The organism is Parvularcula marina (genome assembly GCF_003399445.1).
Taxonomy (GTDB): Bacteria; Pseudomonadota; Alphaproteobacteria; order Caulobacterales; family Parvularculaceae; genus Parvularcula; species Parvularcula marina.
Window position 1 is genome coordinate 2,144,450 of the sequence record NZ_QUQO01000001.1, and the last position, 12,291, is coordinate 2,156,740.

Annotated in this window: 12 protein-coding genes and 1 other RNA gene; 8 read left to right on the forward strand and 5 right to left on the reverse strand. The window is 61.1% G+C overall.

Annotated features, from left to right (window positions below):
* Positions 1-28 precede the first annotated feature (28 nt).
* Entirely contained in the window at positions 29-1,396 is a 1,368-nt protein-coding gene (gene radA, locus DX908_RS10375; protein WP_116392269.1) for a DNA repair protein RadA, read from the reverse strand.
* 78 nt (positions 1,397-1,474) lie between these two features.
* Between radA and DX908_RS10380 the strand changes: the two genes are divergently transcribed.
* The 4 genes from DX908_RS10380 (at position 1,475) to DX908_RS10395 (ending at position 6,368) form a co-directional block, all read left to right on the forward strand.
* On the forward strand, positions 1,475-2,560 hold the full coding sequence (locus DX908_RS10380; protein WP_116392270.1) for a M48 family metalloprotease: 1,086 nt from the start codon (positions 1,475-1,477) through the stop codon (positions 2,558-2,560).
* The gene (locus DX908_RS10385) at positions 2,557-4,071 is read left to right on the forward strand and encodes an ArnT family glycosyltransferase (protein WP_116392271.1); all 1,515 of its coding nucleotides are present in this window, start codon (positions 2,557-2,559) and stop codon (positions 4,069-4,071) included. Before DX908_RS10380 ends, DX908_RS10385 begins: the two co-directional genes overlap by 4 nt.
* Before the next feature lie 129 nt (positions 4,072-4,200).
* Positions 4,201-4,488 (forward strand): hypothetical protein, encoded by a 288-nt coding sequence (locus DX908_RS10390; RefSeq protein WP_116392272.1) that lies wholly within the window; start codon positions 4,201-4,203, stop codon positions 4,486-4,488.
* Positions 4,489-4,559: 71 nt separating this feature from the next.
* Complete coding sequence (locus DX908_RS10395) at positions 4,560-6,368, forward strand: DUF885 domain-containing protein (protein WP_116392273.1); 1,809 nt, start codon at positions 4,560-4,562, stop codon at positions 6,366-6,368.
* A gap of 286 nt (positions 6,369-6,654) precedes the next feature.
* Here the strand turns inward: DX908_RS10395 and DX908_RS10400 are convergent, their stop codons facing one another.
* The 4 genes from DX908_RS10400 to DX908_RS10415 form a co-directional block, all read right to left on the reverse strand.
* Positions 6,655-7,266 carry a 5-formyltetrahydrofolate cyclo-ligase gene (locus DX908_RS10400; protein WP_116392274.1) on the reverse strand — a complete coding sequence of 204 codons (612 nt, stop codon included), beginning with the start codon at positions 7,264-7,266 and terminating at the stop codon, positions 6,655-6,657.
* 31 nt (positions 7,267-7,297) lie between these two features.
* Positions 7,298-7,455: non-coding RNA, 6S RNA (ssrS, locus tag DX908_RS10405), on the reverse strand.
* A gap of 27 nt (positions 7,456-7,482) precedes the next feature.
* Positions 7,483-7,800, reverse strand: coding sequence for a cell division protein ZapA (locus DX908_RS10410; RefSeq protein WP_116392275.1), 318 nt, complete (start codon positions 7,798-7,800; stop codon positions 7,483-7,485).
* Between the two features lies 1 nt (position 7,801).
* The gene (locus DX908_RS10415) at positions 7,802-8,074 is read right to left on the reverse strand and encodes a hypothetical protein (RefSeq protein WP_147303773.1); all 273 of its coding nucleotides are present in this window, start codon (positions 8,072-8,074) and stop codon (positions 7,802-7,804) included.
* A gap of 180 nt (positions 8,075-8,254) precedes the next feature.
* Here DX908_RS10415 and tkt point away from each other — a divergent pair, with 180 nt between their 5' ends.
* From tkt to DX908_RS10435, 4 genes are read left to right on the forward strand one after another with little or no spacing between them, the layout of a single operon-like run.
* Positions 8,255-10,210: a transketolase gene (gene tkt, locus DX908_RS10420; protein WP_116392277.1), complete on the forward strand. Its 1,956-nt coding sequence runs from the start codon at positions 8,255-8,257 to the stop codon at positions 10,208-10,210.
* Between the two features lie 2 nt (positions 10,211-10,212).
* Positions 10,213-11,220 (forward strand): type I glyceraldehyde-3-phosphate dehydrogenase, encoded by a 1,008-nt coding sequence (gene gap / locus DX908_RS10425; RefSeq protein ID WP_116392278.1) that lies wholly within the window; start codon positions 10,213-10,215, stop codon positions 11,218-11,220.
* A gap of 14 nt (positions 11,221-11,234) precedes the next feature.
* Positions 11,235-11,657 carry a hypothetical protein gene (locus tag DX908_RS10430; RefSeq protein ID WP_116392279.1) on the forward strand — a complete coding sequence of 141 codons (423 nt, stop codon included), beginning with the start codon at positions 11,235-11,237 and terminating at the stop codon, positions 11,655-11,657.
* Between the two features lies 1 nt (position 11,658).
* Complete coding sequence (locus DX908_RS10435) at positions 11,659-12,288, forward strand: SAM-dependent methyltransferase (RefSeq protein WP_199564676.1); 630 nt, start codon at positions 11,659-11,661, stop codon at positions 12,286-12,288.
* Positions 12,289-12,291 lie beyond the last annotated feature (3 nt).

Below are 12,291 nucleotides of genomic sequence, written 5' to 3' on the forward strand. Positions count from 1 at the left end.
GATTGGGGAATTTGGAAATCTGGGAGGATCAGGCGAGGCTTTTGACGTAAGCGACGACATCGGCGGCCTGCTCGACCCGGCGGCGCGAAGTCGCCTTGTCGCCATCCGCGCCATTCGGGCAGAGGATTTTCTCAAAGCCAAGTTTTCTCGCTTCCGCCATCCGGGTGTCCATCTGCGGCACGGCGCGGACAGCGCCCGACAGGCCGATCTCCCCGAATATCGCGAGTTTCTCCGGCAACGGCGTATCGAGCCGTGAGGAGAGAAGGGCGGCGACCGCCGCCAGATCCGCGGCGGGTTCTGAAATCCGCAAACCCCCTGCGACATTCAGAAAGACATCATGCCGGCCGAAATCCATGCCGCATCTTGTATCGAGCACGGCGAGCAGCATGGAGAGCCTTGCCGAATCCCATCCCACCACGGCCCGGCGCGGGGCGCCCAGAGTCGACGGGCTGACTAGCGCCTGAAATTCACAAAGGAGGGGCCGCGTCCCCTCGATCCCGGCAAAGATCGCCGCGCCCGTCGCGGGCTCGCCGCCTTCACCAAGGAACAAAGCGGAGGGGTTCGGGACTTCTTTCAGGCCCCCGCCGGTCATCTCGAAAATGCCGATTTCATGGGCCGCGCCAAAGCGATTCTTGACCGCCCTCAGAATACGGAAGGATCGGCCGGTCTCGGCCTCGAAATAAAGGACCGCATCGACGAGGTGCTCAACGACGCGCGGGCCCGCCAGCTGGCCGTCTTTGGTGACATGCCCGACAAGGATAAGGACGCAGCCTGTGTTCTTGGCGAACCGGACCAGCTCCTGCGCGCAGGAGCGCACCTGCGTCACCGTGCCGGGCGCGGCGGGCAGGCTGTCCGACCACAGGGTCTGGATCGAATCGATGATGACGGCCTGCGGCTTTTCGGCCTTCAGCGTGGCGAGGATATCGCGCATCGACGTGCCGGTGGCGAGCGACATGGGCGATTTGGTCAGGCCCAGCCGCCTTGCCCGCATGCGGATCTGGGCGGTGGCTTCCTCGCCGGAGAGATAAAGCGTCCGTGTACCGCGTTCGGCAAGGCCGGTCGCGATCTGCAGCAGCAAGGTCGATTTGCCGACGCCGGGGTCACCGCCGATCAGGAGCGCGCCGCCGGGGACCAGCCCGCCGCCGACCGCGCGGTCGAATTCGGCATTCCCCGTGGGCAGTCGCGCTTCGGCCTTCACATCGCCGTCGAGCGTTTCAAGCTCAATCGCGCGGCCCTTGCTGGCCGCTGCGCTGGCCGACAGGCTGCCGGGCGGGGCGCTGGCGCCTTCCTCGATCTCGATCGAGTTCCATGATCCGCAGGCGTCGCACCGTCCGGCCCATTTGGCATAGACGGCACCGCAGGACTGGCAGACATAGGTGTCAGTGGCGCGGGCCATGGAATTCCTTTTCTTTCGGCTCCCTAATCCTGAGGAGCAAGCATTTAGCTTCGGCGCATTCTCCTCTAGCATCGGGGAATGCGGTTCTGTTCTGTTCTCCTTCTCATGTTTCTTGGCGCCTGTGCCAGTCCCGACTTTGCGGCGCCCTCGCTGGACGAGGCGGTGGTCGCCGCAGAGCGCAAGGCGGCGATTGAGGACGCGATGGAGACGGCGCTGAGCCGCCGCGCGCGGGTCTATGACCTCTCCTGGCCGATCCTCACCGCGAATACAGAGCTCTGCCCCAAAGTGCGGCCCTCCCTCGGCACGGTGCTGGCGGACCGCAAACAGCTTGCGCGGCTGGCGGGCGGCTTGCGCGAGAAGGAGCTCGACTTCATCGGCGTGCCTGATGAGCTGACCATCATGCATGTCATGGCGGGCAGCCCGGCGGATCGGGCCGGCATCCCCTCCGGCGCGCGGCTTATCGCGGTGGAGGGCGAGGCGGTCGAGGAGCCCAAAGACGCGGCCGACAAGATCCGGGAGCGGACAAAGGAAGAGGAGCCCGTCACCCTGACCATCGCCGATGGGGCGGGCAGGCGTGATGTCACGCTCTCGGGCGTTGAGCGCTGCGATTACGCGGTGAAGATTTCAACCAGCCAGGCGATCAACGCCCATGCCTATTCGGGCGACATCGTCATCTATACCGGCGTCATCCGCTCGCTGGAGGATGAAGCCCTGCGCTATCTGATCTCCCATGAGGCCGCGCATCTGATCGCTGAGCACCGCGCCAAATATATCCGTAATGTGACGGTTTCAGGTGCGGTCATCACCGGCCCCGTCCTTTATGTGGCAGGCGGGCTGGCCGACCGGCTGGCCGGTGCCGCCGATGAGCCGCCCGATATTTCCTATCGCGCGCGGGCGCTGCGCTTTCTTGCCCCCTGGGCGGAAGAGTTCGAAGCGGAAGCCGATTATCTGGGGCTTTATCTTTTTGCGCGGGCGGGCGGTGACTTGCATGCGGCGGGCGATGTCTTTCATGTCTTCAGCCGGGAGACGCCGGCGGCGATCTATGCGCGCTCGACCCATCCTTTGACGCCGGAGCGGCTCGCAAGGCTCCGCGCTGCGATAGACGAGATCGAGGCCAAAGAGGCCGCAGGAGAAGACCTCATGCCGGAACGGGTGGAGAAATGAAGGCCGATGCCGAACAGCCCGTCATGACGGGCCCTGCCTATTCGCTCCGCCTGACCCTGATCGTCGTGACGATCTTCGGGGTACTGAGCGCGCTGGTGCGGCGTATCGCGGGCGATTATCTTTCCATGGATGACGCCAAGACCAATGTATTCACGCAGGTCTGGCAATGGGGGTACCAGCCGAACAACCCGCCCCTCTTTGAATGGCTGATCAAGATCCTGCACCATCTGACGACAGGGGATCTGTGGAGCTTCCTTCTCGTCAAATATCTCGCGCTGATCGTGGCCGCCGGATTCATCCATGCTGCGGTGCGCACCTATGCGGGCCAGCGCGTAGCCTTCGGCACGGCGATCGGCATGGTGCTCCTCTATCAGGTCGGCTGGAACTTTCATCAGGCCTTCACCCATTCGGCACTGTTGCTGCCGGCGGTCTCGGCCTTGATCTGGGCGGGGCTCATGTCCTTCCGCCAGCCCAGCTATTTTCACATGTTCGTCCTTGGCCTGACGGTCGGTATCTCGCTCCTGACAAAATATAATTCGGGCCTGTTCGTGGCGGGCTACCTTCTGGCGAGCCTTGCCAATCCGCGAATCCGTACGGTGATCCTCGCCCGGCGGTTCATCATCGCGCCGCTCGTGACGGCGGCGATCATCCTGCCCCATGCGATATGGTTCCTTGCGCAGTCGTCCGCCTATAAGGAGACGCTGGAGACGACCATGGGGCTGGAAGGCGCCTATTGGGATCGGCTGGGTGAAGGGCTCCTGTCGCTGATCGTGGCGACCATTTCTTTTTATGTCCCTTGGGCGTTCCTCATTGCGCCGCTGGCAAAGGGCAAGGGCCTTGTCTGGTTCTCAGAAGAGCGCCTTCTGATCCGCTCGACCGTGCTCTCGCTTCTCATCATGGTCGCCGCCGTCGTTCTGTTCGGCATGGGCAATGTGTCAGAGCGCTATCTGATACCGGTCCTCCTGCCTGCTTATGTCGGGGTGACCAGCGTCGTCCTGCGCGCGCAGAAAAGCCTGCGGCCTTGGGTGACGCTTTGTGTTGCCATTGCCATCCTCGTCACGGTGATCCGTGTGGTGACCTATCTCTTCCCCGGTCCGCCCTTCTGTAACGACTGCCGAGAGTACATTCCCTATGCCGCGCTCGAAGAGCCGATCCGCGCTGTCGCGCCGGAGGGTAGCGTGCTGATCGTGCGCGAGGAGAATACCGGCGGCAATCTCGTTGAGATGTTCCCGGCCTCGCCCGTCCGGGTCCTGACCTCCTTCAATCTGATCAACCCGATCAAGGAGAAGGGGCTTTCCTGTTTCTATATCTGGTCGGAGGATATGGTCGGCGGGGTGGCCGTGCCGCCACCGCTCGATTATGTCTATGACGATCCGCGCACGGTTTATGTTGAGGCGCCGTGGCGTCACATGCTCAAGCCCGAAGGCTTCCGCAAAACCGTCTGGGGCATCACCCCGATCGATAAACCTTCTCTTTACGAACTGTTTTGTTCGCCAACGGAACGTGGTTAACCAGCAGTCAATCCGAAGTAAAGAATCTCATAAATCGTCCTTTACCTGATCTTCATTGCAAGATGGTCATTTCGTGACAGGGTTAATCGGCAGGGTGCCGAATAAACCTTCTGGTAGGGAAGATAAAAAATGTCTGTTGAGTTCGATCATGGCGTTCTGGACAATGCCGAGAAGCTCTACACCGCCGAAGATATGTACCGTCTCGGCATCGAAGCTTCGACTCCGGGTGAGGGGGAAGACCCCGATCTCATCACGGCCCATAAATGGTTCAACCTTGCGGCCTCGCGCGGTAATGAATTGGCCCGCGAATATCGCGCCCAACTCACGCTGGAGATGGATTCCCGCGAGATCGCCGAAGCCCAGCGCCTGGCGCGCAAGTGGATGGCTGATAACCGGACCCTGATTTCCCCCCTCTGATCACCCTCATTCTGGCCAAAGCGCGCCCCGCCCCCTAAACCATCGGCAAAAACCCGGTGAAGGAGGGGCAAATGAAGCGCTTTGTGGGATGCCTTTTGGGGCTTGGCCTTGCGGCCTGCGCGAGTGATGGAACCTCGGACCAGACGGTCTGGACGCCCGTAGACGAGAGTGTCGTCGGCGCGGCCACGTCAAAAACCGGCCATCCGCAACTTACCTCTGTCATTGATGATCACTGGGCGCTGATGATGCGCGAAAGCCCGACTTTCGCGACCAGTCTGGGCGTGCGCGATTATGACGACCGTCTCAGCGACCCATCGCTTGAGGCCTATGCCGAAGGCATTTCGGCCCGCCGCACCCTTCTTGCCCGCCTGAAAAAAATCGACCGAAGCGATCTCACCGAAGACGAGGCGCTGAATCGCCAGCTCCTGATGCTCGAACTCGAAAACGAGATCGAGGCGTCAAAATATGGCGGCCGGTACATGATCATGACCAATCGGGGAGGTCCGCATCTCGACCTGACGGGGCTGCCTGATTACCTGCCGTTCCGCAGCGAGGCGGATTACGAATCTTATCTCACCCGCCTGACCCTGATGCCCGAATATCTCGAGAAATCGACGGACCGGCTGCGGTCAGGGCTTGAGGCCGGATGGGTCCAGCCCTGCGCGCCGATGGCGGGTTACGAGGACTCGATTAATATCCACATCGTGATCGACCCCGCCGACAGCACCTTTATGCGGCCTTTCGATAACAAGCCTGCCTCGATTGACGAGGCTCGCTTCGCCGCGATGCGCGTTGATGCGGCCCGCACGATCCGCGATCAGATCGTCCCGGCCTTCCGTGAATTCGAAGCCTTTTATAACCTCGAATACCAGCCCGCCTGCCGGGAGGATGTCGGCACTATCTCCATGCCGGGCGGCAAGGAATATTATGAATACCGTGTGCGTCTCTTCACGACGCTCGATCTGACTCCGGAAGATGTCCACCAGACCGGCCTTGCCGAGGTCGCGCGCATCCGCGCCGAGATGGAAGAGATTGCGAAAGGCGAGGGCTTTGAATCCCTCTCGGCTTTCCAAACTTATCTTCGGTCGAACCCGGATTTCTATCCGAAAACGGCAGAAGAGCGCCTTGAGCGTGCGGCCTGGATTTCGAAGAAAATGGACGGCCAGCTGGTGAAGCTCTTCACCAAGATCCCGCGCATGCCTTATGATATCAAGGAAATCCCCCTCGATATCGCGGAAAAGACGACCACGGCCTATTACTTCCCGCCTGCGGGCGATGGCAGCCGAGCAGGCTCCTATTATGTGAATACGACCCTGCTCGACACGCGGCCGCTGCATGAACTTGAGGCGCTGACCCTGCATGAGGCGGTACCGGGTCACCACTTCCAGATCGCGTTGGCGCAGGAACTCGATATGCCGGCCTTCCGCCGGTTTGGCGGCTTCACCGCCTTTGTTGAGGGCTGGGGGTTATACTCCGAGCGCCTCGGTATGGAAGTCGGTTTCTATGAAACACCCTATACGGACTTTGGGCGCCTTTCCTATGAGATGTGGCGCGCCACGCGCCTCGTTGTCGATACAGGCATGCATTACAAAGGTTGGTCGCGCCAGCGAGCAATCGACTATATGCTCGATAATTCAGGGCTTTCCCGGAACAATGTGACGACTGAGGTCGATCGCTACATCACCTGGCCGGGTCAGGCGCTCGCGTATAAGACAGGCGAGCTGAAGATCCGTGAGCTGAGGGCGCGTGCCGAAGCAGAGCTCGGCAAGGATTTTGATGTCCGGCTCTTCCACGATGCTGTGCTAGAGGCGGGCGCCGTGCCGCTTTCGGTCCTCGAAGAGCGCATCGAGAAATGGATCGCCGGGCAGAAAGCTGGGTGAGCCTGCGGCGGCTGTTAAAACGGGCGCAAACTTCGCCTCACCCTTAGGGAGAAGTCGAAGGTCAGTTTGCTGATCTTCGGGTGAGGGGCTGTCATTTCACACGGTTCCCACCACCCGCTCATCCCCGCGAAAGCGGGGATCTGCCTCTGAGGTCCCGCTCTCTCATCTCTGAAGAGTACAAAGATGAAGCCAACCTTCGTTATGTATGAACAGATGCCCGCCTGCGCGGGCATGAGCGGAGGGATAGAGATCGTGTGATCGGAGGATGGCCTTGAGGAAGCGGCGCCTACCGCCTTCGCTCGAACCGCTCCGCGCCGTCTTCGCTGACATAGCCGTCAAGGAACTCATCATGCGGCATGACGGGGAAGCGCTCCATCTTCTGGGCGGCATAACCGAACCCGATGGCAAGAACCTCACCTTCGGCACGCAGTTTCATCAGCGTGCGGTCATAATAGCCGCCGCCCATGCCTAGACGCGCACCATCACGGCGGACACCGAGCACCGGCACGGCGATAATCTCAGGGGCTGCCTCTGGTGCGCTCTCGGGCGGGATCGGGATGCCGTAGCGGCCCTTGATGAGCGGCGTATCCATGCGGAACTGTCGGAAGATAAGCGGCGCATTCTCCTCAACCGCCACCGGCAGGAGGACTTCGTGACCGGCCGCCAGAAGATCCGCATTCAGATAGGCTGTGTCGAGTTCGTCTCCGACCGGACAATAAAGCGCGATGCGCAGCGGCGTCTGCGGGATGAAATCTTCGATGAAATGATGGGCGGCCTTCATCGCGGCGCTGCCGCCATCCGCGGCGGCAGCCTCGGCCCGTGCGGCTTTTGCGCGTTTCCGGAACGCAGCTTTCCAATCGAGATCGGGAAGAGGGGGCGGTGTCGCACCATTCTGCATGAAGAGCGCCGCTTCCTTTCGCGGAGTGAACTAAAGTGCCGCACCGGCCGTTGGACATTTTTGTCGCCCTGGACCCGAAGGACCAGGTGGGCGCCGCGTGATAAGGGCCACGACCCTAGTCAGAGACAGCTCCCGAACATGAATTTAAGGCCCCGGGGACGTAAGTCCTGACGAACCGGGCAGCGACCTCCAAGGTAGAGAGGCGCGCGGGCCTGTTCAAGCGTCAGCTGCGTCAGCCTTACCAGAAAGTCTGGCCGCGCAGGCTTCGATCCGGCTAGCGGCGCGCTCGAGATCCTGCGCGAGGGCGGCATGAGCTAGTGCGGTTTCGGTGCCCTGAGCTTCGAAATATTCTTCACAGACCGTCAGCCCCGCGAGCAGCAAAAGGCGGGCTTCGGCGATATGGCCATGCTCTTCGGCCAGCCGGTCGACATGCGAGTTGAAATGCGCGGCGAGTTGGCGAAGCCGGTCTTCCTGGCCGTCACTGACTTTCAGCGAATAGCCTTGCCCGTTCACATTGATCCGGACCTCCGCCATGTCACGATGCCTCTTTTTTCTGTGAGTCTTTCGATGCGTCCTGCCCCAGGGCAGCCGTTAAGTCGCCGATGATCCGGTCGAGCCCCTGTTCGAGCTGATTGAACTGGGCAGCCAGTCCCGGATGCTCACCTGCGCGCAGCGGGCCGATGGCATCAAGAGCCTGTTCGAGCGACGAAATCGCTCCATCCAGCCGGGAAAAGGCCGGGCCAATTGGGGGCGGATGCGCCATATATGAGAGCGTTGCGCGGATTTCTTGCCATGTCGAGTCGGACACGCAGAGGGTGAGTGCTTCTAGAACACCTCTCCGCAGATTGAGAACTCCTCGCCCTTATCACTTGTCTCAGAGCCTTGATCTTGCGGGGGCTCCGGTGCATTCACCGCGCATCTTCATTCTAATTCCAGCACTGGCAGGCCCACTTTGACCGCTTCACTCGATCAGGACCTTACCCGCCGCATGGCTTCGGCCATTTCCGTCCTTTCCATGGACGCCGTTGAGAAGGCGCAATCGGGGCACCCCGGCATGCCGATGGGCATGGCGGATGTCGCAACGGTGCTCTTCACCCGGCACCTGAATTTCGATGCCAGCACGCCAGACTGGGCCGACCGCGACCGGTTCGTCCTCTCCGCCGGTCACGGCTCGATGCTGATCTACTCCCTCCTGCACCTCTTGGGCTATGATGGCGTGACGATGGAGGAGCTGAAGAACTTCCGTCAGCTGGGTGCAAAGACCGCCGGGCACCCTGAATATGGCCATCTGCCGGGGATCGAGACGACGACCGGCCCGCTGGGTCAGGGGATTTCGAATGCGGTCGGCATGGCGTTGGCCGAGGCCCATCTTGCCGCCCGTTTCGGCGACGATCTCGTCAACCACTATACTTATGTGATCGCCGGGGATGGCTGCCTGATGGAAGGCATCAGCCAGGAGGCTATCGGTCTTGCCGGTCACCTGAAACTCGGCAAGCTGATTGTTCTGTGGGATGACAATGGCATCACCATTGACGGCAAGGTGTCGATGTCAGACTCGACGGATCAGCGCGCGCGGTTCGAGGCGTCGGGCTGGAAGACGCTGGCCTGTGATGGTCATGATGCGGCAGATATCGACCGTGCTCTGACCGAAGCCAAAGGTTCTGACCGCCCGGTCCTGATCGCTTGCAAGACGACGATCGGTCACCGCGCCCCGACCAAGGCGGGCACAGCCAAGGCGCATGGCGCGCCGCTCGGCGCAGATGAAATCGCCGCCGTGCGTGAAGCTTTGGGCTGGGAGCTGCCGCCATTCGAGCTGCCGGATGATCTTCTCGCTTCATGGCGCGAAGCCGGCAGCCGCGGTGCGGACGCCCGCATCGCCTGGGAAGCTCGCCTGTCTGGCAGTGCGCATAAGGATGAATTCTACACCTCGATGGCGGCTGATGCGGCACCGGCGATTGAGGCGCTTGGCAAATATGCAGCTGAGCTCGCCGAAGACGGCAAGCCGACTGCGACCCGCAAGGCGTCACAAGCTGCGCTTGAGCATGTCAATGCGGCGCTTTCCTTTACTGTGGGCGGCTCGGCAGACCTTACGGGCTCAAACAATACCAAGACATCCGACTTGGCCGTTCTCGATGCGGAGCATTATGACGGCCGCTATGTCCATTACGGCATCCGCGAGCATGGCATGGCCGCCGCGATGAACGGCATGGCGCTGCATGGCGGGATGATCCCCTATAGCGGTGCATTCCTTGTCTTCGCTGATTACATGCGCCCGTCGATGCGGCTTGCCGCGCTGATGGAACAGCGTGTGATCTATGTGCTGACCCATGACTCGATCGGTCTGGGTGAGGATGGCCCGACCCACCAGCCGGTCGAGCATCTGGCAAGCCTTCGGGCGATCCCGAACATGGCGGTCTTCCGGCCTGCTGATGCGCTTGAAACCGCTGAGTGCTGGGCGGCGGCGCTGGCCCGGACATCGGGGCCGAGCGTTCTGGCCCTGACTCGCCAGAATATCGGCCCGGTACGGAATGAAGCGTCCGAGAACAAAAGCCTGCGCGGCGGCTATGTCCTGCGCGAGGCGGCGGGCGCCAAGATCACGATCCTTGCGACCGGCTCGGAAGTCGACATCGCGCTCGGTGCAAAGAGCATTCTTGATGCGGAAGGCATTCCGGCGCGGATTGTCTCAGTGCCTTGCCTTGATCTCTTCATGGCGCAGGACATGAACTATATCGCTGAAGTGCTCGGCAACACGCCGCGTCTCGGCATCGAGGCCGGTATCCAGCAGGGCTGGGACCGCCTCCTTGGCGCCTTCGGCCAACCCTATGACTTCCTCGGCATGCAGGGCTTTGGCGCCAGCGGGCCGTATCAGGAACTCTATGAACATTTCGGGCTGACAGCCCAGACTGCAGCGGATCGTGTCCGCTCACTGATTGAAAGGAACTGAACATGACTGTCAAAGTCGGCATCAACGGATTTGGCCGGATCGGCCGCCTCGCCCTGCGCTCGATGATCGAGCATAATCGCAGTGATATCGAAGTCGTTGCGATCAATGATCTGGGCCCGGTCGAAACCAATGCCCATCTCCTGCAATATGATTCCGTGCATGGCCGTCTTGCGAATGCCGTGTCGACCGGCGAGGGCGAGCTGTCCGTGGACGGCAAACCTATCAAGGTCTTTGCCGAGCGTGACCCGAAGGCCCTGCCCTGGGGCGATCTTGGTGTCGATATCGTCATGGAATGCACCGGCATTTTCACCGACCGTGAGAAAGCGGCGATGCACCTTGAAGGCGGCGCCAAGCGCGTTCTGATCTCGGCCCCCGGCAAGGATGCCGACAAGACCATCGTCTTTGGTGTCAACCACGACAAGCTGACGGCAGATGACGTCATCGTCTCCAATGCGTCGTGCACGACCAACTGTCTCTCGCCGGTGGCAAAGGTCCTCAATGACACGATCGGCATCGACAAGGGGATCATGACGACGATCCACTCCTATACGGGCGACCAGCCGACGCTCGATACGATGCACAAGGATCTCTACCGCGCCCGTGCCGCGGCGATGAGCATGATCCCGACCTCGACGGGTGCAGCGAAGGCCGTTGGCCTCGTTCTGCCGGAACTCAATGGCAAGCTCGACGGTTTCTCGCTCCGCGTGCCGACCCCGAATGTCTCTGTCGTCGATCTCAAATTCGTGGCCGAACGGGTAACGACAGCCGATGAAATCAACGCCGCGATCAAGGAAGCCGCGGACGGCCCACTCAAGGGTGTCCTTGGCTATACGCTCGCGAAGAACGTCTCGACCGACTTCAACCATGATCCGCACTCCTCCATTTTCCATATGGATCAGACCAAGGTCATGGACGGCAATTTCGTGTCGGTTCTTTCCTGGTACGACAATGAATGGGGTTTCTCGACCCGCATGTCGGACACGGCAATCGCCATGGCGAAGTTCCTCTAAGCGGAGCCGAGACCATGATGCGCAAGGCATTTCCCGGCCTCCTTTTTCTCCTCGCGGCCTGCGGCGGCGGGGAGGAAGGAGCAGAAAAGGAAGCCCCCGAGGCTTCTGCGCCGCAAAGCGTTGCGGCCTACCCCTTCGAAGGGCTCTGGGCCAATTCGTTCACGGATTGCTCTTTAAAGCCGGGCAGTGCCGAAGAAGCCCCCATCCTGATCACATCCAATCGGATGGTTGGCTATGAGAATGAATGCGATGTGACGGATGTGACAGTGATCGATGAAGCCGCGGGCCGGTATGAGCTGACCCGTTCCTGCATGGCGGAAGGCGAGTCTTACGAAGAAGTGGCGAGCCTGAGGATCAGTGGCGATACGCTGATGTTCCAGTCCAGTGGCGGCAGCGTCACCTGGCTGCGCTGTCCGGCCACGGAGGAAGACGGCTAAGGTGATCAACCGGGATGCGAAATTCTGGGACGACCGTTTTGCCGGGGCGGAATATACCTATGGCGAGACTCCTAATGCGTTCCTTGCGTCCCAAAAGGCGCAGTTCCATCCTGGCCAGACCGCGCTGATCCCTGCCGATGGCGAGGGGCGCAATGGCGTCTGGCTCGCAGAGCAAGGGCTCATCGCCACCAGCCTTGATCATTCAGAGGTTGGCACCACGAAAGCCGCTGCGCTTGCCGAGAAACGTGATGTTGCGCTCGATACGGTGCTCACGGATGTTTTCGACTGGGACTGGCCGGAAAGCTATTTCGATCACATCGTCCTTATCTATTTTCATCTGCCGGCTGAAGGCAGGCGGGAACTCCACCGCCTTGCCGCGAAGGCCCTGAGGCCCGGCGGGCGGATCACGCTAGAAGCTTTCACGCCGAAGAACCTCATCTACCGGGCCGAAAACCCGAAAGTCGGCGGCCCGCCAGAGGAGCACCTCCTGATGACGGCAGAGATGCTGGCCGTGGATTTCGAAGGGCTCCGTCCGATCCTGCTCAAGGAACGCGACACGGTCCTCCGTGAAGGGAAATTCCATGACGGCAAGGCTGCCGTCGTCAACGCCATTTTTGAAAGGGACGCCTGACCG

Coding starts and splice junctions, on each gene's coding strand:
- DX908_RS10400 (WP_116392274.1), bottom strand. CDS start 7,266: ATGCAGAATGGTGCGACACCGCCCCCTCTTCCCGATCTCGATTGGAAA.
- tkt (WP_116392277.1), top strand. CDS start 8,255: ATGGCTTCGGCCATTTCCGTCCTTTCCATGGACGCCGTTGAGAAGGCG.
- DX908_RS10395 (WP_116392273.1), top strand. CDS start 4,560: ATGAAGCGCTTTGTGGGATGCCTTTTGGGGCTTGGCCTTGCGGCCTGC.
- DX908_RS10410 (WP_116392275.1), bottom strand. CDS start 7,800: ATGGCGGAGGTCCGGATCAATGTGAACGGGCAAGGCTATTCGCTGAAA.
- radA (WP_116392269.1), bottom strand. CDS start 1,396: ATGGCCCGCGCCACTGACACCTATGTCTGCCAGTCCTGCGGTGCCGTC.
- DX908_RS10385 (WP_116392271.1), top strand. CDS start 2,557: ATGAAGGCCGATGCCGAACAGCCCGTCATGACGGGCCCTGCCTATTCG.
- DX908_RS10380 (WP_116392270.1), top strand. CDS start 1,475: ATGCGGTTCTGTTCTGTTCTCCTTCTCATGTTTCTTGGCGCCTGTGCC.
- gap (WP_116392278.1), top strand. CDS start 10,213: ATGACTGTCAAAGTCGGCATCAACGGATTTGGCCGGATCGGCCGCCTC.
- DX908_RS10390 (WP_116392272.1), top strand. CDS start 4,201: ATGTCTGTTGAGTTCGATCATGGCGTTCTGGACAATGCCGAGAAGCTC.
- DX908_RS10430 (WP_116392279.1), top strand. CDS start 11,235: ATGATGCGCAAGGCATTTCCCGGCCTCCTTTTTCTCCTCGCGGCCTGC.